This is a genomic window from Pseudomonas sp. 22072, assembly GCF_052046095.1.
GTDB lineage: Bacteria > Pseudomonadota > Gammaproteobacteria > Pseudomonadales > Pseudomonadaceae > Aquipseudomonas > Aquipseudomonas paracarnis.
On sequence record NZ_JBQEQE010000004.1, the window covers coordinates 218,775 to 240,794 of the forward strand.

At 60.1% G+C, this 22,020-nt stretch carries 23 protein-coding genes; 15 read left to right on the forward strand and 8 right to left on the reverse strand.

The window, feature by feature from the left end; translation table 11 throughout:
* Window positions 1–132: 132 nt before the first annotated feature.
* From eat to ycaC, 9 genes are all read left to right on the forward strand, one after another.
* A complete protein-coding gene (gene eat, locus ACTJLA_RS06145) occupies window positions 133–1,566 on the forward strand; it encodes an ethanolamine permease (RefSeq protein ID WP_003194515.1) in 1,434 nt (477 codons plus the stop codon).
* Between the two features lie 63 nt (window positions 1,567–1,629).
* The gene (locus ACTJLA_RS06150) at window positions 1,630–3,024 is read left to right on the forward strand and encodes an ethanolamine ammonia-lyase subunit EutB (protein WP_440840826.1); all 1,395 of its coding nucleotides are present in this window, start codon (window positions 1,630–1,632) and stop codon (window positions 3,022–3,024) included.
* Window positions 3,021–3,857 carry an ethanolamine ammonia-lyase subunit EutC gene (gene eutC, locus ACTJLA_RS06155; protein ID WP_034126894.1) on the forward strand — a complete coding sequence of 279 codons (837 nt, stop codon included), beginning with the start codon at window positions 3,021–3,023 and terminating at the stop codon, window positions 3,855–3,857. Before ACTJLA_RS06150 ends, eutC begins: the two co-directional genes overlap by 4 nt.
* Window positions 3,858–3,946: 89 nt before the next feature.
* Window positions 3,947–4,405, forward strand: a complete 459-nt coding sequence (locus tag ACTJLA_RS06160) for a GNAT family N-acetyltransferase (RefSeq protein WP_014720105.1) — start codon at window positions 3,947–3,949, stop codon at window positions 4,403–4,405.
* A gap of 321 nt (window positions 4,406–4,726) precedes the next feature.
* Window positions 4,727–5,383: a DedA family protein gene (locus tag ACTJLA_RS06165; protein ID WP_003194521.1), complete on the forward strand. Its 657-nt coding sequence runs from the start codon at window positions 4,727–4,729 to the stop codon at window positions 5,381–5,383.
* Between the two features lie 6 nt (window positions 5,384–5,389).
* The gene (locus ACTJLA_RS06170; protein WP_054918139.1) at window positions 5,390–6,205 is read left to right on the forward strand and encodes a zinc-dependent peptidase; all 816 of its coding nucleotides are present in this window, start codon (window positions 5,390–5,392) and stop codon (window positions 6,203–6,205) included.
* Between the two features lie 109 nt (window positions 6,206–6,314).
* Complete coding sequence (gene ppa / locus ACTJLA_RS06175) at window positions 6,315–6,842, forward strand: inorganic diphosphatase (protein ID WP_003176323.1); 528 nt, start codon at window positions 6,315–6,317, stop codon at window positions 6,840–6,842.
* A gap of 211 nt (window positions 6,843–7,053) precedes the next feature.
* Window positions 7,054–7,824: a LexA family transcriptional regulator gene (locus ACTJLA_RS06180; protein ID WP_034126892.1), complete on the forward strand. Its 771-nt coding sequence runs from the start codon at window positions 7,054–7,056 to the stop codon at window positions 7,822–7,824.
* A gap of 448 nt (window positions 7,825–8,272) precedes the next feature.
* Window positions 8,273–8,905 (forward strand): isochorismate family cysteine hydrolase YcaC, encoded by a 633-nt coding sequence (ycaC, locus tag ACTJLA_RS06185; protein ID WP_014720109.1) that lies wholly within the window; start codon window positions 8,273–8,275, stop codon window positions 8,903–8,905.
* 152 nt (window positions 8,906–9,057) lie between these two features.
* On the opposite strand, the gene ACTJLA_RS06190 is transcribed toward ycaC, so the two are convergent.
* The 8 genes from ACTJLA_RS06190 to ACTJLA_RS06225 form a co-directional block, all read right to left on the reverse strand.
* Window positions 9,058–10,215: a glutathionylspermidine synthase family protein gene (locus ACTJLA_RS06190; protein WP_440840830.1), complete on the reverse strand. Its 1,158-nt coding sequence runs from the start codon at window positions 10,213–10,215 to the stop codon at window positions 9,058–9,060.
* Window positions 10,216–10,226: 11 nt separating this feature from the next.
* Window positions 10,227–10,937, reverse strand: a complete 711-nt coding sequence (locus tag ACTJLA_RS06195) for a DUF1190 domain-containing protein (protein ID WP_032895116.1) — start codon at window positions 10,935–10,937, stop codon at window positions 10,227–10,229.
* 18 nt (window positions 10,938–10,955) lie between these two features.
* Complete coding sequence (locus ACTJLA_RS06200) at window positions 10,956–11,384, reverse strand: DUF350 domain-containing protein (protein WP_003194539.1); 429 nt, start codon at window positions 11,382–11,384, stop codon at window positions 10,956–10,958.
* A gap of 15 nt (window positions 11,385–11,399) precedes the next feature.
* On the reverse strand, window positions 11,400–12,074 hold the full coding sequence (locus ACTJLA_RS06205) for a DUF2491 family protein (RefSeq protein WP_054918144.1): 675 nt from the start codon (window positions 12,072–12,074) through the stop codon (window positions 11,400–11,402).
* Window positions 12,061–13,095, reverse strand: a complete 1,035-nt coding sequence (locus ACTJLA_RS06210; RefSeq protein ID WP_054918146.1) for an ion channel — start codon at window positions 13,093–13,095, stop codon at window positions 12,061–12,063. Before ACTJLA_RS06210 ends, ACTJLA_RS06205 begins: the two co-directional genes overlap by 14 nt.
* A 72-nt stretch (window positions 13,096–13,167) precedes the next feature.
* Window positions 13,168–13,728: a rhomboid family intramembrane serine protease gene (locus tag ACTJLA_RS06215; RefSeq protein WP_054918148.1), complete on the reverse strand. Its 561-nt coding sequence runs from the start codon at window positions 13,726–13,728 to the stop codon at window positions 13,168–13,170.
* 156 nt (window positions 13,729–13,884) lie between these two features.
* Complete coding sequence (locus ACTJLA_RS06220; protein WP_057975573.1) at window positions 13,885–14,583, reverse strand: PspA/IM30 family protein; 699 nt, start codon at window positions 14,581–14,583, stop codon at window positions 13,885–13,887.
* Between the two features lie 17 nt (window positions 14,584–14,600).
* Entirely contained in the window at window positions 14,601–15,182 is a 582-nt protein-coding gene (locus ACTJLA_RS06225) for a YjfI family protein (protein ID WP_034126864.1), read from the reverse strand.
* Between the two features lie 560 nt (window positions 15,183–15,742).
* Between ACTJLA_RS06225 and ACTJLA_RS06230 the strand changes: the two genes are divergently transcribed.
* From ACTJLA_RS06230 to ACTJLA_RS06255, 6 genes are all read left to right on the forward strand, one after another.
* Complete coding sequence (locus ACTJLA_RS06230; protein WP_127881474.1) at window positions 15,743–16,387, forward strand: NAD(P)H-dependent oxidoreductase; 645 nt, start codon at window positions 15,743–15,745, stop codon at window positions 16,385–16,387.
* Window positions 16,326–16,703, forward strand: a complete 378-nt coding sequence (locus ACTJLA_RS06235; RefSeq protein ID WP_089042523.1) for a MerR family transcriptional regulator — start codon at window positions 16,326–16,328, stop codon at window positions 16,701–16,703. The genes ACTJLA_RS06230 and ACTJLA_RS06235 overlap by 62 nt, the downstream gene beginning before the upstream one ends.
* Before the next feature lie 122 nt (window positions 16,704–16,825).
* On the forward strand, window positions 16,826–17,068 hold the full coding sequence (locus ACTJLA_RS06240; protein ID WP_003194556.1) for an exodeoxyribonuclease VII small subunit: 243 nt from the start codon (window positions 16,826–16,828) through the stop codon (window positions 17,066–17,068).
* A complete protein-coding gene (gene ispA, locus ACTJLA_RS06245) occupies window positions 17,065–17,952 on the forward strand; it encodes a (2E,6E)-farnesyl diphosphate synthase (protein ID WP_054918156.1) in 888 nt (295 codons plus the stop codon). Before ACTJLA_RS06240 ends, ispA begins: the two co-directional genes overlap by 4 nt.
* A gap of 110 nt (window positions 17,953–18,062) precedes the next feature.
* Window positions 18,063–19,961, forward strand: coding sequence for a 1-deoxy-D-xylulose-5-phosphate synthase (gene dxs / locus ACTJLA_RS06250; RefSeq protein WP_057975577.1), 1,899 nt, complete (start codon window positions 18,063–18,065; stop codon window positions 19,959–19,961).
* A gap of 106 nt (window positions 19,962–20,067) precedes the next feature.
* Window positions 20,068–21,942 (forward strand): TonB-dependent receptor domain-containing protein, encoded by a 1,875-nt coding sequence (locus ACTJLA_RS06255; protein WP_314550151.1) that lies wholly within the window; start codon window positions 20,068–20,070, stop codon window positions 21,940–21,942.
* Window positions 21,943–22,020: the final 78 nt, after the last annotated feature.

Sequence of the window (22,020 nt, forward strand, 5' to 3'; positions counted from 1 at the left end):
GCCAAATAAGGGGTAGCAGACAGGCCGCTATCGCAGGCAAGCCAGCTCCCACATTTGATATCACGCGCAATTGCTACCTCGTTCGGCACACAGACGCCGAGTCAAAAACAATAAGAATGGAAGGTACTTCCCATGCCTAGCGAACCCACTGGTTCTTCTGTCGACTTCGAAAAAGTCGGCACCGATTATTTTCAACAACGCGAACTGAAAAAAGGCGCCGCCGGCTGGGTACTACTGGTTGGCCTTGGCGTCGCCTATGTTATTTCCGGCGATTACGCCGGCTGGAACTTCGGCCTGGCCCAAGGCGGCTGGGGCGGCATGTTCCTCGCCACTTTGCTGATGGCCACCATGTACCTGTGCATGTGCTTTTCCCTGGCCGAGCTGTCCTCCATGATCCCCACTGCTGGCGGTGGCTACGGTTTTGCCCGCAGCGCATTCGGCCCTTGGGGCGGGTTCCTCACGGGTACTGCCATCCTTATCGAATACGCCATCGCCCCCGCCGCCATCGCGGTGTTTATCGGCGCCTATTGCGAGTCGTTGTTCGGCATTGGCGGCTGGATGATCTACCTGGCGTTCTACATCATCTTTATCGGCATCCACATCTTTGGTGTGGGCGAAGCCTTGAAGCTGATGTTCGTGATCACCGCTGTCGCCGCGATTGCCCTGGGCGTGTTCCTGGTGTCGATGGTGCCGCATTTCAACGTCGCCAATCTGCTGGATATACCCGTGACCGAGGCCAAGGGCGCCAGCAGCTTCCTGCCGTTCGGCTACGTCGGCGTGTGGGCCGCGATCCCTTATGCCATCTGGTTTTTCCTGGCGGTGGAAGGCGTGCCGCTGGCCGCTGAAGAAACCAAGAACCCCAAGCGCGACCTCCCTCGCGGGCTGATCGGCGCGATTGTGGTGCTGACCAGTTTTGCCCTGCTGATCCTGGTGATCGCGCCGGGTGGTGCAGGGACTTACGCGCTGATCAAATCCGGCAACCCGCTGGTTGAAGCCTTGGCGTTGTCCTACGGCGGTTCCACCTGGATGGGCAGCTTCGTCAACCTGGTCGGCCTGGCCGGTTTGATCGCGAGCTTTTTCTCGATTATCTACGCCTATTCGCGGCAGATCTTTGCCTTGTCCCGTGCCGGTTACCTGCCGCGCAAATTGTCCGAGACTAACAAGAGCAAGGCGCCAGTATTGGCACTGGTGATCCCCGGGATTATCGGCTTTGGCCTGTCGCTGACCGGCCAGGGTGACTTGCTGATCCTGGTGGCGGTGTTTGGCGCCACGATTTCCTACGTATTGATGATGGCCGCCCACATCACCCTGCGCATCCGTCGCCCTAAAATGGAGCGGCCATACCGCACGCCGGGGGGCATTTTCACTTCAGGCGTGGCACTGGTACTGGCTTGCGTGGCCGTGGTGGCGGGCTTTCTGGTGGACCCGCGCGTGGTGATTGGCGCGGCGATCATCTATGGAGTATTAATTGCTTACTTTGCTTTCTACAGCCGGCATCACTTGGTAGCGGGCACGCCGGAAGAGGAATTCGCGGCGATCCAGGCCGCAGAGGCCGCTCTGCACTAACTGCCGAAAACCTCGACGCGGCGCCTTGCCCACGCCAGGCCCGCGTCATCAAGGAGACACTGTATGGCAAGCTTTTCCCACGCGGTGGGTGCTCAAACCTACCGCTTCGACAGCCTCAAGGACGTGATGGCCAGGGCCAGCCCCGCACGCTCCGGGGACTTCCTCGCCGGTGTCGCCGCCCAGAATGACGGCGAACGTGTGGCGGCGCAGATGGCGCTGGCGAATATCCCGCTCAAGCACTTCCTGCAAGAAGCACTGATTCCTTATGAAAGCGATGAAGTCACCCGGCTGATCATCGACACCCACGATAAACAGGCGTTTGCAGCGGTCAGCCACCTCACCGTCGGCGGCCTGCGCGACTGGCTGCTCAGCGATGCGGCTGATGAACATACCCTACGCGCATTGGCGCCAGGGCTGACACCGGAAATGGCCGCGGCCGTGTCCAAGATCATGCGCGTGCAAGACCTGGTGCTGGTGGCGCAGAAGATCCGCGTGGTCACCCAGTTTCGCGGCACCCTTGGCCTGCGCGGGCGCTTGTCCACGCGCTTGCAGCCCAACCACCCCACCGACGAACCGGCCGGCATCGCCGCGAGCATTCTCGACGGTCTGCTATATGGCAACGGCGACGCCATGATCGGCATCAACCCGGCCACCGACAGCATCGCCTCAATCTGCGCCATGCTGGAGATGCTGGACGCGATCATCCAGCGCTACGAAATCCCCACCCAGGCCTGCGTGCTCACCCACGTCACCACCTCCATCGAAGCGATCAACCGCGGCGTACCGCTGGACCTGGTGTTTCAGTCAATTGCCGGTACCGAAGCGGCCAATGCCAGTTTCGGGATCAACCTGAACGTGCTGCAGGAAGGTTACGACGCTGGCTTGAGCCTCAAGCGCGGCACCCTGGGCCAGAACCTGATGTACTTCGAAACCGGCCAGGGCAGCGCCTTGTCGGCCAATGCGCACTTTGGCGTCGACCAGCAAACCTGTGAAACCCGTGCCTACGCCGTGGCGCGGCACTTCAAGCCGTTTCTGGTGAACACCGTGGTCGGTTTTATCGGCCCGGAGTACCTGTACAACGGCAAGCAGATTATCCGCGCCGGCCTGGAAGACCACTTCTGCGGCAAACTGCTCGGCGTACCCATGGGTTGCGATATCTGCTACACCAACCACGCCGAAGCCGACCAGGACGACATGGACACCCTGCTGACCCTGCTCGGTGTGGCCGGCATCAACTTCATCATGGGCATCCCCGGCTCCGACGACATCATGCTCAACTACCAGACCACCTCGTTCCACGACGCTCTGTACGCGCGGCAAACATTGGGTTTAAAACCGGCGCCGGAGTTCGAGCAGTGGCTGGCGAAAATGGGCATCTTCACGCAGGCCGATGGCAAGGTGCACTTTGGCAACAGCCTGCCACCGGCCTTTCGTCACGCCTTGGCGCAATTGGGATGAAGGAGCCGACTGTGCAACCAGAATTGCCTGACAACCCGTGGCTGGAACTGCGCCGCCTGACCCCGGCGCGTATTGCCCTGGGCCGCACCGGCACCAGCCTTCCCACCAGCGCCCAACTGGACTTCCAGTTTGCCCACGCCCAGGCGCGGGACGCGGTGCACCTGCCCTTCGATCACGCCGGGCTCAGCCACCAACTGGCCGAACGTGGCCGAGACAGCCTGTTGTTGCACAGCGCCGCCACGGACCGGCACATCTACCTGCAACGCCCGGACCTTGGGCGACGCCTGAGCGATGAGTCGGCGCAAACGCTGCGCGACTACGCCCTGGCCCAGCCCGGTGGTGTGGACTTGGCCATCGTGGTGGCCGATGGTCTGTCGGCACTGGCCGTGCATAAACATACAGCACCGTTTCTGGCGCGCCTGGAAGAACAGACCCACGCCGAAGGCTGGTCCTTGTCACCGGTGATCCTGGTGGAGCAAGGCCGCGTGGCGGTGGCCGATGAAATCGGGCAGCTACTGGGCGCCAAGATGGTGGTGATCCTGATCGGCGAACGGCCGGGGCTCAGCTCGCCGGACAGCCTGGGCCTGTATTTCACCTACAACCCCAAGGTCGGCCTCACCGATGCCTATCGCAACTGCATCTCCAATGTGCGGCTGGAGGGCTTGAGTTATGGCATGGCGGCCCATCGCCTGCTGTACTTGATGCGAGAAGCGTGTCGCCGGCAGTTGTCGGGGGTCAATCTCAAAGATGAGGCGCAGGTTCAGACCCTCGAATCCGACGACCCGGACCTGATGAAAGGCAATTTCCTGCTCAGCCCGGCGGATGACCGATAGCGGCACGATTGCGCTTTTTGGCGTCATTAGGCAGCATCGAGTCACGGCCGCTCGTGTGGTCATACCCCATTTGGAAGTTGAGGCCTGGCATGCGGATTACTCAAGCGACCCTGGAACACCTGGACCTGTTGACCCCGTTGTTCGTCAAATACCGCGAGTTCTACGGGGCCTTGCCGTTCCCGGACTCGTCACGGGCCTTCCTGGAGAAGCGCCTGCGACGCAAGGAGTCGGTGATCTACCTGGCCCTGGCCGACGATGACGACAAGCGGCTGCTGGGGTTTTGCCAGCTGTACCCGAGCTTTTCTTCGCTGTCGCTCAAGCGGGTGTGGATCCTCAACGACATCTATGTGGCCGAGGATGCGCGCCGGCAACTGGTGGCGGACAACCTGATGCGCACGGCCAAGAAAATGGCCAAGGACACCCACGCGGTGCGCCTGCGGGTATCGACCAGCAGCGATAACGACGTGGCGCAGAAGACCTACGAGTCGATTGGGTTTCGCGAAGACACCGAATTCAAAAACTACGTGTTGCCGATCAACGAAGACTGAAAACCGGTAAGCCAAACACCGCAATATCCTTGTGGGAGCTGGCTTGCCTGCGATGGCGGAGTGTCAGCGAGCACTTCTCATACTGACCCACCGCTATCGCAGGCAAGCCAGCTCCCACATTGGATCCGGCGACTGGCTTGAAGCCTCACCCCTTCACAATTTCGCGACACTCCCCGCTACAAAAGCCACACGCTTTTCACCTCTCAATCCGTATAATGCCGACCTTTCAGGGTTGTAAGAACCGCGACAATTACTTGTAGCCTTATTGCCCGAGCTTCCGCACAAGCCCGCTGAGTCGGACTATTCACACAGGTGCCATCCATGGATTTCAACCCGCTCGACCTTATCCTGCATCTCGACGTCTACCTCGACATGCTGGTAACCAATTACGGTCCGTGGATCTACGCCATTCTGTTCCTGGTGATTTTTTGCGAAACCGGCCTGGTGGTCATGCCTTTCCTGCCGGGCGACTCCTTGCTGTTCATCGCCGGTGCTGTAGCGGCTGGCGGCGGTATGGACCCAGTCCTGCTGGCCGGCCTGCTGATGCTGGCGGCCATCCTCGGCGATAGCACCAACTACGTGATCGGACGAACGGCGGGCGAGCGCTTGTTCAGCAACCCGAACTCCAAGATCTTCCGCCGCGACTACCTGCAAAAAACCCACGACTTCTACGACAAGCACGGCGGCAAGACCGTGACCCTGGCGCGCTTCCTGCCGATCCTGCGCACCTTCGCGCCGTTCGTCGCGGGCGTGGCCAAGATGCCGTATCCGCGCTTCTTCGGCTTCAGCGTACTGGGCACCATCCTGTGGGTCGGTGGCCTGGTGACCTTGGGTTACTTCTTCGGCAACGTGCCTTTTATCAAGAAGAACCTGTCGCTGCTGGTGGTGTTCATCATCCTGCTGTCACTGGTGCCGATGATTATTGGCGTAGTGCGCAGCCGCTTTGGCCGCACGTCCTCCGAAGCCAACCCGCACTGACCCCCCGTGTGGTCCCTCAGCGCCTGGCGTCGCCGGCGCCTGCTGGCCAAGCACCCGATTGCCGATGACACCTGGCAACGGGTGCGCCACCACCTGACCTTCCTCGACGGCATCACGCCGGAGCAAGACCAGTGGCTGCGCGAAGCCTGCGTGGTGTTCCTCAGCGAAAAACACCTCACCGCCCTGCCCGGCGTCGAACTGCACCAGGAACAACGCCTGGTGCTCGCCGCCCAGGCGCAATTGCCGCTGATGAACCTGGGCGACCTCGACTGGTACCAGGGTTTCCATGAGATCGTGCTGTACCCCGACGACTTCCTCAGCCCGCAACGCCATCGCGATGCCAGTGGCGTGGAGCACGAATGGGACGGCGAACACAGCGGCGAAGCCTGGCAACAGGGCCCGGTGATTCTCGCCTGGCCTGGTGTGCTCGCCAGCGGCCAATGGGAAGGCTACAACCTGGTCATCCACGAACTGGCGCACAAGCTGGACATGCTCAACGGCGACGCCAACGGCTTGCCGCCTCTGCACCATGACATGCGCGTGAAGGACTGGGCCAGCGTCATGCAAGGCGCCTTCGATGACCTCAACCGCCAGTTGGACGCCAACCCGGACGCCGAGACCGAGATAGACCCTTACGCTGCGGAAAACCCGGCGGAGTTCTTTGCCGTCACCAGCGAGTATTTCTTCAGCGCCCCGGATTTACTGGTCAACAGTTATCCACAGGTGTACGCCCAACTCAGCCGCTTTTATCGCCAGGATCCCCTGGCCCGCCTGACTCAACTGCAAGCCAGCGACCCACGTTATCAGCCACAAGGCGAATGACCGTACGACGCTTGGCGCATGGCATCGGCGTCAGAATATGCCTATAATCGCCGCCACTTTTAGGCCAATCCGGCCATGTCATATGGCCAACTAACGGGGGCAACGCCCAATGAGCTACAGCAAGATTCCGGCTGGCAAAGACCTGCCGAACGACATCTACGTCGCCATCGAAATTCCGGCCAACCACGCGCCGATCAAATACGAAATCGACAAAGACAGCGACTGCCTGTTCGTTGACCGTTTCATGGCCACCCCGATGTTCTACCCGGCCAACTACGGTTTCATCCCCAACACCCTGGCTGACGACGGTGACCCGCTCGACGTGCTGGTCGTGACCCCTTACCCGGTCACCCCAGGCTCGGTTATCCGCGCCCGCCCAGTCGGCATCCTGAACATGACCGACGACGGCGGCGGCGATGCCAAAGTCATCGCAGTGCCACACGACAAGCTGTCCCAGCTGTATGTGGACGTGAAGGAATACACCGACCTGCCGCCACTGCTGCTGGAACAGATCAAGCACTTCTTCGAGAACTACAAAGACCTCGAAAAAGGCAAATGGGTGAAGATCGACGGTTGGGGCAACGCAGACGCCGCCCGCGCCGAGATCATGAAGTCGGTTGCTGCCTACAAAGGCTGACACCCGCACCTCATTGCCACGGCAAATAAAAAGCCCCGTTAATTCGGGGCTTTTTTATGGGCCAGACTAAACATCAAGTTCAATGTTTAGTTGCAGCGTTTAACCAAGTTGCACATATGAAAGATCAAGCCATAACTAAGCCAGATCCTACAACTGCAAATCAACGCATGGTTTATTTGATGGGACTTTCCGGCCAGTAAACTCTGCGTTTATGAATACATCAGGTGATCGTTTAAAAGCACTACTACGGGAAGTTCATCTTTCCGCCTCCGACTTCGCCAAGAACCGCGGCGTCACGCCTCAGCACGTGAACAACTGGTTCAAACGCGGCGTCCCCATGGGCCGACTCAACGAGATCGCAGAATTGCTGTGCGTCTCAAGTCGCTGGTTAAGCGACGGTAAAGGCCCCAAGCACCCGCCTGCCAACTACCTGTTGGAAGGCCCCATCGCAAGGATTGCAACTACCCGCGAAGACACAGGCAAATACCTCACAGGCCCCGCCTGCCGCCCGGAAAAAACCGACGTGGAGATTCCTCTCCACCCCACCTTTACCTCAACCGAACGCATCCGCGTCTCCCTGCACAATTTGGAAACCCTCAACGTCAACCCCGACCGCGCGATAGGCGCCTACATGGTCGACAACAGCATGATCGACATCATCCAACAAGGCGCCACCCTCGCCATCGACCGAGGCCGCACCCAAATCATCGACGGTGAAATCTACGCCGTCGAACACGACGGCATGCTGCGCATCAAATACCTCTACAACCGTCCTGGCGGCGGCCTGCGCATGCGCAGCCACAACGCCAGCGAACACCCGGACGAATACCTCAACCATGAGGAGCGCTTCGAACAAAGCTTCAAGATCGTCGGCTGGGTATTCTGGTGGTCCACCCTCAACAACCGCCGCCCACCGGTGCCACTGGATGAACACCTGCTGGGCTGGGAAGGCTCTAAATCGGAACCGGAGGTGGGCAACTGAGGTGAATGTGGGTATCATGCGCCGCACATTTGGCAGGGGTCGCTTTTAGCTGATTTCCTGCCGGCGAAGCGGAGGAGTTCCCGCGGATGCCCCTACTATTCAGCCTGACGCAATGTGGGCTGAGCGATTTGAAGGCTGGTGAGGTTTGTCAAAAACAAGCTGAGGCAGTCCCCGAGAAGCCGGCCACAAGCCGGCTTTTTAATGCCCGTAAAACACAGTTCAATTACCCAACAGCTGCTGGCCCACCCTTCAATCAATGTCATTGAGGCAGACAATTCATTCCTGTTCTGCGCAGCGACCTGAGGCCTGAAATCGCGCCTTAACCATTGTCCACCTTGAGTTGACAGTAAGACTCCTCCCACCCGATTTATCCCTCGTCACCCACCCATTAATCTGTGCCCATGTTGAACGCAACGCCCAACCAACCTAAACAAAAAAGGATTCAACCATGAGCACTGCAACCTACAACCGCTTGAACAAAGACGACGCCATTGTTCTGCTGGTCGATCACCAGACCGGCCTGATCTCCCTGGTGCAGGACTTCTCGCCCAACGAGTTCAAGAACAACGTGCTGGCCCTGGCTGACCTGGCCAAGTTCTTCAACTTGCCGACCATCCTCACTACCAGTTTCGAGCAAGGCCCTAACGGCCCGCTGGTGCCGGAGTTGAAGGAGATGTTCCCGGACGCGCCGTATATCGCTCGCCCTGGTCAGATCAATGCCTGGGACAACGAGGATTTCGTCAAGGCGATCAAGGCCACCGGGCGTAAGCAGATCATCATTGCCGGTGTGGTGACGGATGTGTGTGTGGCGTTCCCGACATTGTCGGCGCTGGCAGAAGGGTTTGAGGTGTTTGTGGTGACGGATGCGTCGGGCACGTTCAACACCACGGTGCAGCAGGCGGCGTGGAGCCGGATGACACAGGCCGGTGCACAGTTGATGAACTGGTTCTCGGTGGCGTGTGAGTTGCACCGCGACTGGCGCAACGACATCGAAGGGCTGGGGAATCTGTTGTCCCAGCGGATTCCTAACTATCGCAATTTGATGAACAGCTACTCGGCCCTGTCTGCTCGCCAGAGCTAAGACTGCCATGCTCCGTATTGAGCCTGCCTGAAAAGGCAGGCTTTTTTATGGGTGTAGATTGAGATGCGTGTGGGTGACGCGGAGCGTCACTGGATGCATTACCACGCGGAGCGTGGGAACGATCAAGCGGAGCGTGGGAACGATCAACTTCCTTAATCCAGGATCAAGTGCGGCAGAAACCGGCTTGAGTCCTTGGTGATCAAGCTATTGTCCTCTCGCACCCCAATCCCCGCCGCCTGGTCGCCAATGACCCAGGAGCCGATCAGCGTGTAGCTGTCCCCAAATTTTGGCAGCGGTGCGAACTCCTGAAGGATGAATGGCGCATCCGTGTAGGGGCCGTCTTCTTTTACGATCAGGCCGTCGGCGGTTTGTAGTTCGATGTTGGCGCCTTCCCGGGAGAAGAACGGTTTGCGCACCCAACCTTTTGGTACGGCCTTGCCTGGGTCGGTGTCTAGGTGGCACGCGAGCAGGTTGGGGTGGCCTTGGTTGAATTCCCACAGCAGCGGCAGGATGCCTTTGTTGGAGAGGATCGATTTCCACGCGGGTTCGAAGAACTGCGTGTCGCTCTGGGCAATCGCGGCTCCAAAGGGCTCGTGGAAGATGAACTCCCAGGCGTGCAGTTTGAACAGGTGGGGGATCCAGCGATCTTCAAGGTCGACGAAGCGGCCTTCGCTGGTCAGGCCGATGTCTTCGACGTCGATGTGGCGCGATTCGATGCCGACTTTTTCGGCAACCAGACGCAGGTAGTCGGTGGTGCCTTTGTCTTCGATGGAGTCTTTCATCGAGGCGAAGTAGAACGGCTGTTTGACCTGCAGTTGGGCGAAGGCCTGGTGCAGTTTGGTGTCGATGCTATTGAACTGGTCGGCGTGCTTGGGCAGCAGGCCGCGCTCGATGCATTGTTCCAGCCAGCCCCACTGAAACGCGGCTGCTTCATAGAGGCTGGTGGGGGTGTCGTAGTTGAGCTCCAGCAACTTGGCGGGCCCGCTGCCGTTGTAGGAGAAGTCCATGCGCCCGTACAGGTGCGGGTGACCTTCGAGCCATGAGGTTCGGATCATGTCGTAGAAAGGCGCGGGGATGCTCAGGCGTTCAAGCAGTTCTTCGCTGTGGACCACGCGGGCGACGAGGTCCATGCACATGTCATGGAGCTCGGCGGTCGGGTCTTCGAGGTCGCGCTCGATTTGCTTGAGCGTGAACTGGTAGTACGCGCTTTCGTCCCAGTAAGGTTCGCCGTCAATGGTATGGAACAGGAAGCCAAGACTCTCGGCTGTATGTTTCCAGTCATGACGCTCTGCGCATTGGATCTTCTTCATGGCCGGTTTCCTTAGCTGCTCGACCCGCCGCCCCAGCCGCTGCGTGCGCTGGCTTTGCTGCCGAAGCCGCCGCGAGAGGTGGCCGATGAAACCGAGCTCGACTTAGGTGAAGAGCGCAGCGTGCTGGTGTAATTGCTGCTGCCGTAGCGGGCCTGGTTGGAACGGCCAAAGGTCGCGCCATTGGACACGCGCTGGTTGAGCGTCGAATTACCGTAGTTGCCGCGATCATCGCGATAGCGGTACACCGGTTCCGAACGGTAGCTGTTGCGGTTGTTGCTAAGCATGTTGCCGATCAGCAAGCCGGTCAGCAGGCTGCTGGTGGAGAAGCCTGAGCCGCCGCCGCTGGCCTGAGCGTTGGCCGCTTGCGCATTGGCAGCGTCGACCTGGGATTGGGTCACCTGGCCTTCGGCGGTGAGTTCGAAACCGCCCAAGCGCGGGATGAATTTGCCGGTGGAGTCTTGCTGGCACCAATCAGCAACAAAGTCGGCGTCGCAATCGGCCTGGCTGTCATACACCGGCGCAATGCGGCGATGCTCGGCCATGGCCGTCATGTAGGCGTCCGAGCAGACGTCCACCGGAAGTTTTTCATCGGCGCATTGCTGTACCGACTGGAAGTTGTACTTCTTTTGCAGGTCGTAGGTTTTTTCCGTTGGGCCACAGCCGGATATCGCCATGGCGACCGACGCTGCCAGCGACAGCTGGACGTACTTGCTTCGTTTCATCGGGAGCTCCGTGGGCAATCAGTTCGAGGTGGGCGTCATGCACGCGGCATTCAGCATGCCGACGCTGATGGCCACCGCGGCCACGTAGATACCGGCCGCCAGTTCGCCCTTCTTGATGCGCTCGGACGTGCCTTTGAGCACCAGGCTGGTCAGCAGGAACGCCAGCAGTTGGACGACGGCGGCGATCACGGCCCAGACGATGAAGTCGAGAACGTTGATCGAGTAGGCAATCACGTTGCTGGCCGGAATGGCGAAACCGACGATGGCACCGCCCAGGGCGACCGCTGCGGAGGTGTTGCCCGCACGGATCAGTTCGAACTCCTTGTGCGGGGTGATGCGGGTGTAGATGAACTGGAACAGCGCGAACAGTACCGCAGCCCCCAGGATGTAGAGGACAAAGCCGAGCACCGCAGCTTTGTTGAGGGAGATGGAGAGTGCTTCTAGCATGGACGGCTTCCTTTTTTAGAGCGTAGTCAGGTCGGTGGTGTACAGCGAAATGCCCAGGGATGTGCTCAGGCTGATGGTGCCTTCGGCATCTTCTTCGACGGAGAACAGCAGGAACTCTCGACGGTCGGTCAGGCCGGTGTCGCGGGCGTATAGCATCGAACGGTGCTCGACGCTGTAGGTGGCTTCTGGGCTGGTGACCTGTTCGCTCATCGCCACCAATTCGGTCTGGCCGTCCTCGCTGCCCCACTCCCGGAAGTACTCAACGCCGTCGTGGGTGTAGGTCGGCAGCCCGATCAGGCTCTGTGGGCCCGCCAGCCTGCGCAGTTCCGCTTCACTGCTGATGGTGACGTAGCTGAGGTAGTTGAACAGAATCACTGACTCGACCTGGCCCGCTATCTGGCCGGTGGTGTGCACCTGCAACCAATAATCTTCGTCGTTCATGTAATAGCGCGACAGCCAGGTGGACTGGCCAAGATCGATGGTGCCATTGCTCCAGATTTCCTGGGAGCCGGGGATCACCACGTTGGTTTTTTCATCGAGCAGCAATTTGAGGGTGGTGTCGAACATCACGCCCTTGCCCGGCGCCAGGCCCAAAGGACCGGTAGCAGGCAGGCTTGGGCTGGCGGTTCGGCTCGAGTCGGTAGTGGCTTTTGGGGCCTCAAGCCCCATCAACTGTTTAAGCCATCCCATGGGAGATTTCCTTAAGGCGAGTGGAAGCGATGTAGAAGAGTTCGCCGCCTTTGACCTCTGTGGCACTGGGCGGGTTGATCGATGGCTGCTGAACACCTTTGGCGCGATAGCCGATGAGGGTGGCGTTGTGGCGCTCCTTCATCTGCGTGTACAGCTCGCCGAATGTTGCCTCAAAGGCTTCGGGCAATTTCATCAGGTACTGGGTGGCGCCCTGCCCCACGCACAGCAACTCATTGATGACCACCGACGAGCCCGGATCCTGAGAGGCGCGCACCAGCATTTCGATCGCCATGCTGGACGTGCATTCCAGGCGCGGGGCGTAGGAGCTGGCCAGTGCAGCGATTTCACTTTCGTTGAAGTGGGCGACCACATGCCCGACGGGGCTCAGTTGGTTCACCGCCAGCACGGTGGCCAGCGTCAGGTCATCAGACAGGGTTCGCACCAGCACACGCTCGGCACCGGGCACACCGGCACGCAGCAACAGTGCGGTGGAAGACAGGCTTTCGCCGCGGATGAACGCTGCTTTGCCCGGCATCGGGTTTTCTTCAAGGCTGCAATCGCAGATCACGATCAGGTTGTCGTTCGAGGTTTCGTCTTGCAGCAACAATTCAATCACCCGCTCGCTGGACGCGCCCTCCCAGCCGATCAGCACGGTATGGCCGACCTTGCCGGTGAAATCACCTTTGCCCTTCATGCCTTTTCTCCATGCATCGATAACACTGCTGGTGGTTTTGCCGATGGCGGCCGTGAGCAGCGCAATGCCCCCGAGCATGACCCAGGTCGCCACGAAAATTCGTCCCGCCGAGGTCTGCGGCGCGAGGTCGCCATAGCCGACGGTGAGTGTGGTGGTGAGGTAGAAGTAGATAAACGTGGCGGGAGCGGTGAGGTGTTGTTCGCCCAGCAACACCAGGCCCATGTAAGCCGTGCTCAGGTGGACACCCAAGGCAACGATCAGCCCTGCCCAACCGAAGCGGTGAAAGAGGGACGAGGCGTACATGCGTAACAGTAGGAAAATCGACATTTGGCCCCTGGCTCCCTGGGTACTTGAATCCTGACGACAGCATCGCCTCGGCGTCTGGATGCTCAAGTGCGGTCACCCGGCATTAAACCCGCTGCGCGGCGTGGATAGAAGTACCTTGGCTGCAATAAATCCGGCGAGCGCACCAAACAGATGCCCTTCGAAGGAAACGCCCTGCCGCGGAAAGAAGCCCACGACCAGTCCGCCATACAGCAAAGCCACGACAGCGGCTGTTAGCAGGTTGCCCCAGCTTCTATGGAACCAGGCGCGAGACAGCAGATAAGCCCATAGCCCGAACACCCAGCCGCTGGCGCCGACGTGTACGCCTGAAAAACCAAACAGCCAGACCAACAAGCCGCCCAGCAGAATGATGATGGCGCTGACGGCGATGAACCGGTTGACCCCTTCGATGATGACCAGAGAACCCAGGATCACAAAGGCAATCAGGTTGGCGCTCAGGTGGGCGAAGGAGGCGTGCAAAAACGGCGAGGAGAGGATGCCGAACAGACCCTGCACCGTTCTCGGGATTAGCCCGAATGCCATGAGGCTGTAACCGGTCGCCACATTGAGCAGTTGCAGCGCGACCATGAAGAGGGCCAGGCCTGCGATTGTCTTGAAACCCTTCAAGGCGTTCATCCTGACCTCAACATACAAAAGAAAGGCACTGCGACTGTGGCGAGGGAGCTTGCTCCCGCTGGGGCGCAAAGCGGCCCCAAAAACAGGACTGCTGCGCAGCCCAGCGGGAGCAAGCTCCCTCCCCACAGAGTTGCAGGCTTAACTGACCTGCGTTGATTACTCAGCCGACTTTTGCTTCAGACGCTCCAGAATCGCATTGGCACTGCCTTCGTTCGGCGTGATGCCGGCATCGCGCAGTTTGCGCTCCAGGTCCGTGCCCGTTGACGCATCAGCCAGCTCATCCTGAGCTTGCAGCTCAGCGGCACGTTGCTGCTGCTTGGCCTGCAAGCGGTTGAGCGTACCGACGGCGGTTTCCAGCTTGCCGTTGGCACCACCGCTGGCAATGGAGGCACTGACCTGGGCCTTTTGCACGCTGTCGCGAGCCTTGGCCATGTCCACTTGCTGGCGCAGGCTTTTGATGCGGCTCTCGGCCTTGGTGATGTCTTTGCGCATGCTTTCAGCGTACCCACCGAACTCGGTGGTCTGCTTTTGCTCCACGTCCCGCTCGTTGGTCAGGGTCGAAATGGCTTCGGCCACTTCCAGGGCGAGGTCTTCACGGTTGGCCTGGATAGCGGCCATCGCCTTGGATTCCAGGTCTTTGATCTTGGCGTCGTACTCGCCAACGCGATCAGCCGCCAGTTTGTGCTTGGCCATGATGCTTACCAATTCACGCTTGGCGTTGGCCAAGGCGCTGTCGGCATCGCGAATTTCCTGGTCTAGGATGCGCAGGGCCTGTTGGTCGACGATCGATTCGCCGACTTCGCTGGCACCGCCACGCAACGCGGTGAACAATTTGCTCCAGATGGACTGAGTCATTGGATTTTCCCGAATAATTAAATGAAGAAACGTTCGAAGGCTTCGCTGGCGCGCTGCACGTTATCAACCAGGGTTTTCACCTCGGTCACGATGTTGGTCAGGCTGGAGTCGGAGCTGAGCGCACCGAACATGTTGTAAACCACCTGCCCGTTCGGCATGGACTCGATACCGATGGACGACAACGGGAACATCTCCCGGCTGCGCAGCACGGCGTCGTTGAATTTCGCGACATCGTTGATGGACTCGGCGTCGACCAGGACGGTATCCACGATGATTTGCTCGCCCACCACCGCGATGTAAATCGGCAAGCCACCAAAGTCGTTCATCTCCAGCTTGATGCTGGACTCGGAGCCTTGGACGAGAGAAAGCGTAATGTCATTGGACGTCACGTCATCCAGCGCCTGAAGAGCACTGAAGAGGCGATCGATATTCCAGTTGGTACCTGCGCTCATGAAATTCTCCGACATGAATGAGCCAGCCAGGATCGGTTGGCGTAGCTGTTTCTCCATTTGCTTGAGCAGGCTTCGGTTTTCGGGAAGCACCCAAGTCTCGTGTTTCACATAACCGGCCGCCGCCAGCCCCGCACGCATCTGCTTCATGTAAAAGCTCGACGGCTTTTTTGCGGACGGCTTCAAGCGCTCTCCCTTGAGGCTTGTTGAATCGGTATCGGGCCCAGTTGATGGGCTCGATGGAGAGCTGCTGTTCATGGTACTGACCTCGCTGTGAAAAACTCACGCGTGAGAAAATCTACAGGCAATCCGCAAGGTACTCAATAGCTCACGCGTGAGATTTTTCCTTACATTTTTCAACCACCGAAAAGCCCCTGGCTACCCCGCCAACTCTCGCTCGATTTGCTCGTCTGCCGGGAAGTTTGTCCAAAAGCGCGACTTGATGGCACCAAGACAATTGTGCAGCAGCCTGTTGCACAATTTTCCGAATCCGACCACGCCTTAGCAAAAGCACGCCTGTACTTGAAATCGCGCGGCGAAGAACCCTGATGTCAGGGAAGGCAGGCTAGCCAGCCCACAGTACCGTCACAAGCATTCGAGAACAGTTCAGGAAGGGGCCCGCGTACCTCACAGAAAGGTCCTGCTGGCACTTGACTCTCCCCTATACGGCACCCCCTACCCTGAATGCCCTTTTCTCAGAACTTATCACCATGAGTCAGCGCATTCTGGTCATTCTCGGCCACCCGTCCTCCGATAGCTTTTGTTCCGCCCTCGCGCGCACCTATATCCACGCTGCGAAAACGGCCGGCCACGAAGTCCGCGTCCTGCGCCTGGGTGATCTCAGGTTCGACCCCATCCTTAATCATGGCTATACCCAGGCACAGACGCTGGAGCCCGACTTGCTCAGCGCCCAGTCCGACATCCTTTGGGCCGAGCACCTGGCGTGGGTGTTCCCTGTCTGGTGGGGCGGTGTCCCGGCACTGATGAAGGGCTTTATCGACCGCGTTTTCCTACCCGGCTTTGCCTTCAAATACCGCGCAGGCAAGGCATTCCCAGACAAGTTATTAAAGGGCAGAACCGCGCACTTGTTAGTGACCCTGGACACGCCGTCGTGGTATTACCGCTGGGTTTATCGCATGCCGGCCATCTACCAGATGCGGCGCACCACGCTGGCGCTGTGCGGCATCGCGACGAGCAAGACGCTGCTGTTGGGGCCGGTGCTGGGCTCTTCGCTGACGCAGCGGGCCAAGTGGCTGAAACAGGCCGGCGCACTATTTGAAAAAGGGAATTTTCATGTACATCGGCAAAGCCGCGCAGTTGTCCGGCACGACCATCAAGGCGATTCGTCACTATGAGGCGATCGGGCTGATGCCAGCGCCTGCGCGTCGGGGCGGTTATCGCGTTTATACCGAGCAGAGTGTCGAGCGGCTCATGTTTATAAAGTGCGCGCAACAACTGGGGTTCAAGCTCAAGGAATTACAGGAGATTTTGCAGGGGTACGAGGGTGATGCACTTCCTTGGGACAAGGCTGATCAAGCCATCGCCAATAAGAAGCAAGCGTTAGCCATGCAAATTGTGGCATTGCAGAATATGCATCGGGGTTTATTGGTCTTCGAGGCCCAATTGAAAGCGGCGCAGGGGGAGTGCTCGGTGGCCACGAAGGCAAGCTGAGACTCGGTGAGCCGAATAAACCCATCAATCGGCTCACATCACCGTGTGTGCGCCACTCATTTGCCCCAATCCCCCATGTCTGCTAGTGTCGCGCCGGTTTACCGTCTACCGGAATTGCCGCCATGGCCCGCAAAAAAGTTGCACTCGATTTCGAACAATCCCTCGCCGACCTGCAAGCCCTGGTCGAGCGTCTGGAGAACGGCGAGTTGTCGCTGGAAGACTCGTTGACAGCGTTTGAGCAAGGCATCGGCCTGACCCGCGACTGTCAGAGCGCGTTGGCGCAGGCGGAGCAGAAGGTCCAGGTGTTGCTGGAGCGTGACGGGGAGTTGGCCGAAGAGCCTTTCGATGCGGAACAGCCGGAATGATCAGCGCATACCAGGCCAGTAGCCAAGCCCGGGTGAATGCCGCGCTGGAGCCCCTGTTTGTTGCGCCAAGCCCGGAAATGACGCGCCTCTATGAGGCCATGCGCTACAGCGTGATGAATGGCGGCAAGCGTGTGCGCCCGTTGCTGGCCTATGCCGCCTGCGAAGCTCTCGGGGCGCCGGCAGCCGAGGCGAATGGCGCGGCGTGTGCGGTGGAGTTGATCCACGCTTATTCTCTGGTGCATGACGATTTGCCAGCCATGGACGATGATGATTTGCGTCGCGGCCAGCCCACCACCCATAAAGCCTTTGATGAAGCCTATGCGATCCTGGCCGGTGACGGCTTGCAGAGCCTGGCGTTCAGCGCATTGCTGGACCCGCGCTTGAGCAGCGTCAACGCCGAGATCCGCCTGCGCATGGTCACCGCCCTGGCCCACGCCGCAGGCCCGGCTGGCATGGTCGGCGGGCAAGCCATCGACATGGGCTCGGTCAGCCTCAAGCTGGATCAAAAAGCCCTGGAACACATGCATCGCCACAAGACCGGCGCGCTGATTGAGGCGGCCGTGCAGTTGGGCGCCCTGGCCAGTGGCCGCGCCGGCGCCGAGCAATTGGCGGCCCTGCAGACCTACTCCCGCGCTATCGGCCTGGCCTTCCAGGTGCAGGACGATATTCTCGACGTGGAAAGTGATACCGCCACCCTCGGCAAACGCCAAGGCGCCGATATCGCACGGGACAAGCCGACTTATCCTGCCTTGCTGGGGCTGCAAGCCGCCAAGGCGTATGCCATCGAGTTGCGCGACCAGGCCCTGGATGCCCTGCGACCTTTCGACGCGGCGGCCGAGCCACTGCGTGACCTGGCGCGGTATATCGTCGAACGTCGCCACTGACAGCCGCGGCCATTTGCGCCGCATATCGGCCAAGTTAGGCCCTCTGCGTGGGCAGTTTGCACGGCTTGAGGTAAACTGCCGCCTCTTCTATACCTATAACGATTCGCCTGATGCCCACGACGTTCCAAGAGATTCCCCGCAAACGCCCGTCTACGCCCCTGCTCGACCGTGCTGCCACGCCGGACGGCCTGCGTCGACTGGGTGAAGCCGAGCTGGAAACCCTGGCCGATGAGCTGCGCCTGGAATTGCTCTACACGGTCGGCCAGACCGGTGGGCATTTTGGCGCCGGGCTGGGCGTGATCGAGCTGACCATCGCCTTGCATTACGTGTTCGACACCCCGGACGACCGGCTGGTGTGGGACGTGGGCCACCAGGCGTATCCGCATAAAATCCTCACCGGCCGTCGCGAGCGCATGGCCAGCCTGCGCCAGAAGGACGGCCTGGCCGCCTTCCCGCGCCGTTCCGAGAGCGAGTACGACACCTTTGGCGTCGGCCACTCCAGCACGTCCATCAGTGCAGCGCTGGGCATGGCGATTGCCGCCCGCCTGCAAGGCAGTGAGCGCAAGGCGATTGCGGTGATTGGTGATGGCGCGCTGACCGCAGGCATGGCCTTCGAAGCGCTGAACCATGCGCCGGAAGTGGACGCCAACATGTTGGTGATCCTCAACGACAACGACATGTCGATTTCGCGCAACGTGGGTGGCCTGTCCAATTACCTGGCGAAGATCCTCTCCAGCCGTACCTACGCCAGCATGCGCGAAGGCAGCAAGAAAGTGCTGTCGCGCCTGCCTGGCGCGTGGGAAATCGCGCGTCGCACCGAAGAATACGCCAAGGGCATGCTGGTACCCGGCACCCTGTTCGAAGAGCTGGGCTGGAATTACATCGGCCCTATCGACGGCCACGACCTGCCCACCCTGATCGCCACGTTGCGCAACATGCGCGACCTCAAGGGCCCGCAATTCCTGCATATTGTCACCAAAAAAGGCAAAGGTTTCGCTCCGGCGGAAGTCGACCCGATTGGTTACCACGCGATCACCAAGCTCGAACCCCTCGATGCCCCCGCCGCCGCGCCGAAAAAAGCCAGCGGGCCGAAGTATTCCGGGGTGTTTGGCGAATGGCTGTGCGACATGGCCGCCGCCGACCCGCGTCTGGTAGGGGTTACCCCGGCGATGAAGGAAGGCTCCGATCTGGTGGCGTTCAGCGAGCGTTTCCCGCTGCGTTACTTCGACGTGGCGATTGCCGAGCAACACGCCGTTACCTTCGCGGCCGGCATGGCCTGCGAAGGCGCCAAGCCAGTAGTGGCGATCTACTCCACCTTCCTGCAACGCGGTTATGACCAGCTGGTTCACGATGTGGCGGTGCAGAACCTCGATGTGCTGTTCGCCATCGATCGCGCCGGCCTGGTAGGCGAAGACGGCCCGACCCATGCCGGCAGTTTCGACCTCTCGTACCTGCGCTGCATCCCCGGCATGCTGGTGATGACTCCGAGCGACGAGAACGAACTGCGCAAGATGCTCAGCACCGGCCACCTGTACAACGGCCCGGCCGCTGTGCGGTACCCGCGCGGCACCGGCCCGAACGCCGTGATCGAAAAAGACCTGGAGCCGATTGAAATCGGTAAAGGCATCGTACGTCGCCAAGGCAGCAAAACCGCGTTCCTGGTGTTTGGCGTACAACTGGCCGAAGCCTTGAAAGTCGCTGAGAAGATCGACGCTACCGTGGTCGACATGCGGTTCGTCAAGCCACTGGATGACGCGTTGGTGCGCGAGATCGCCGCTGGCCATGAGCTGCTGGTGACCGTCGAAGAGAACGCCATCATGGGCGGCGCCGGTGCGGCGGTCAGCGAGTTCCTGGCGCGGGAGAATATCCTCAAGTCGGTGCTGCACCTGGGCTTGCCGGATGTATACGTTGAGCACGCCAAGCCGGCGCAGATGCTGGCTGAATGCGGGTTGGATGAGGCGGGTATCGAGGCGTCCGTTCGCGAGCGCCTGGCGCTACTGAATCTGTAATCTGCCCCAAATGTGGGAGCTGGCTTGCCTGCGATGACGGCGGCACATNCAGGCAAGCCAGCTCCCACAGTGGTTTTGCATGACCTTCGAATGCTATGGACAGCCCATGAAACGCCTGTGCCTTGCCCTGCTGCTGCTACCCTGCGCTGACCTGCTCGCCGACACCCGCGACCAGGCCCTGAAGCTCTCCGACGTGGTCATCAGCGCCAACCGCCAAGTCCAGGCGCGTAATGACAGCAGCGCCGCCAACACCGTATTCACCCGCGCCGACATCGACCGCCTTCAGCCCACCAGTGTCACCGACCTGCTCAGCCGCGTGCCGGGCGTGCAAGTTGCGCCAACCGGTGGGCGTGGCAGTTTGCCGGGGATTTTCATTCGCGGCACCAAGTCGGCGCAGAGCCTGGTGCTGGTGGACGGCCAACGCATCGCCAACACCACCTCCGGCGACAGCGGCTTGCAATACCTCAACGTCGATCAGATTGAACGGGTGGAAGTGCTGCGCGGTTCACGTTCGGTGATTTACGGCAGCGATGCGATTGGCGGGGTGATTCAGGTGTTCACCCGGCGCAATGCCGAGCAAGGCTTGCAGCCGCGCTTGAAACTTGGCTTTGGCAGCAACCAGACCTGGGAGCGCAGCCTGGGCCTGTCGGGCGGCGATGAACACACGCGTTTCAACCTGGGCGCGAGCCTGGATGAAACCACCGGTATCAACGCGAGCCACGCGTCGTTTCCCAGTGACGGCGACCATGATGCCTACCGCAACCAGTCCATCAGCCTGAACCTCAGCCATTCGTTCAGCGATGAGCTGGAGGCGGGCTTCAACCTGTTGGATAACCGTGGCAAGTCGGAGTACGACAACAGTTATGGCCGCTACGACGGCGCCACCGGGCAGAGCCTGGGCCAGAAACCCTACACCGACTACACCGTGAGCAGCGCCAGCGGCTATCTCGATGCCAAGCTCAATGACAACTGGCAGTCGCGCCTGGAGCTGGGCCACAGTGAAAACCGCGACACCAAGCGCGATACCCTCAGCGATGATTACAGTGCATTCAACACCTACCGCGACTCGGTCAATTGGCAGAACGACCTGACCCTGGATGAGCAAAACAGCCTGATCGTCGGCGGCGACTGGTACGAAGACCGTTTCCAAGGTTCTACCACCTTTACCGAGAACAGCCGCTGGAACCGGGCAGCTTTCGTGCAGCATCGCTTCCATAGCCAGTGGTTTTCCACCGAGCTGGGCCTGCGCCGCGACCAGAACCAGCAGTTCGGCGGCCAGAACAGTTGGAGCGGCACCCTGACCTTGCCGGTCAACCCTGACAATGACCTGCTCTTGAGCTACAGCGAAGGCTTTCGCGCGCCGACCTTCAACGACCTCTATTACCCCGACACCCAGTACAGCAACCCCAACCTGCAGCCCGAGACATCAAAGAGCTACGAGCTGCAATGGCGCAGCCAACTGAGCGACAGCACGCGCCTGGAAGCCTCGCTGTATCGCACCGACCTGAGCGACGCGATTATCCTTGACGCTGGCAAGCCGCAAAACGTGGCGTCGGCGCGGATCAACGGCTTTGAAGCGGCGCTCAAGCAGGAACTGTTTGGCTGGCAGGGCAACCTGGGCCTGTCGCTTATCGACCCGCGTGACCGTGACAACGGCCACACCCTGGCACGTCGCGCCCGGCGAACGGTGAACCTGGATCTGGACCGGCAATTTGATCAACTCGGTCTCGGCGCCAGCTGGCAAGCGATCAGCAGCAGCTACGACGATGAAGCCAACCGCAACCGTCTGGGCGGTTATGCCTTGTTGGGGCTGCGCAGTAGTTGGGCGTTGAACCGGGAGGTGTCGTTGTCGTTGAAGGTGGATAACGTGCTGGACAAGTCTTACGCACGGGCGAAGTACAGCTACCTCGGGGAAAGCCAGAATTATCGTGAAGAAGGTCGGGTGTGGATGCTTGGGGTGACGTGGACACCTGAGATCTGAGTAACCTGAACAGTCGTCATCGCAGGCAAGCCAGCTCCCACAGTTGAAATGCATTCCCCAGTGGGAGCTGGCTTGCCT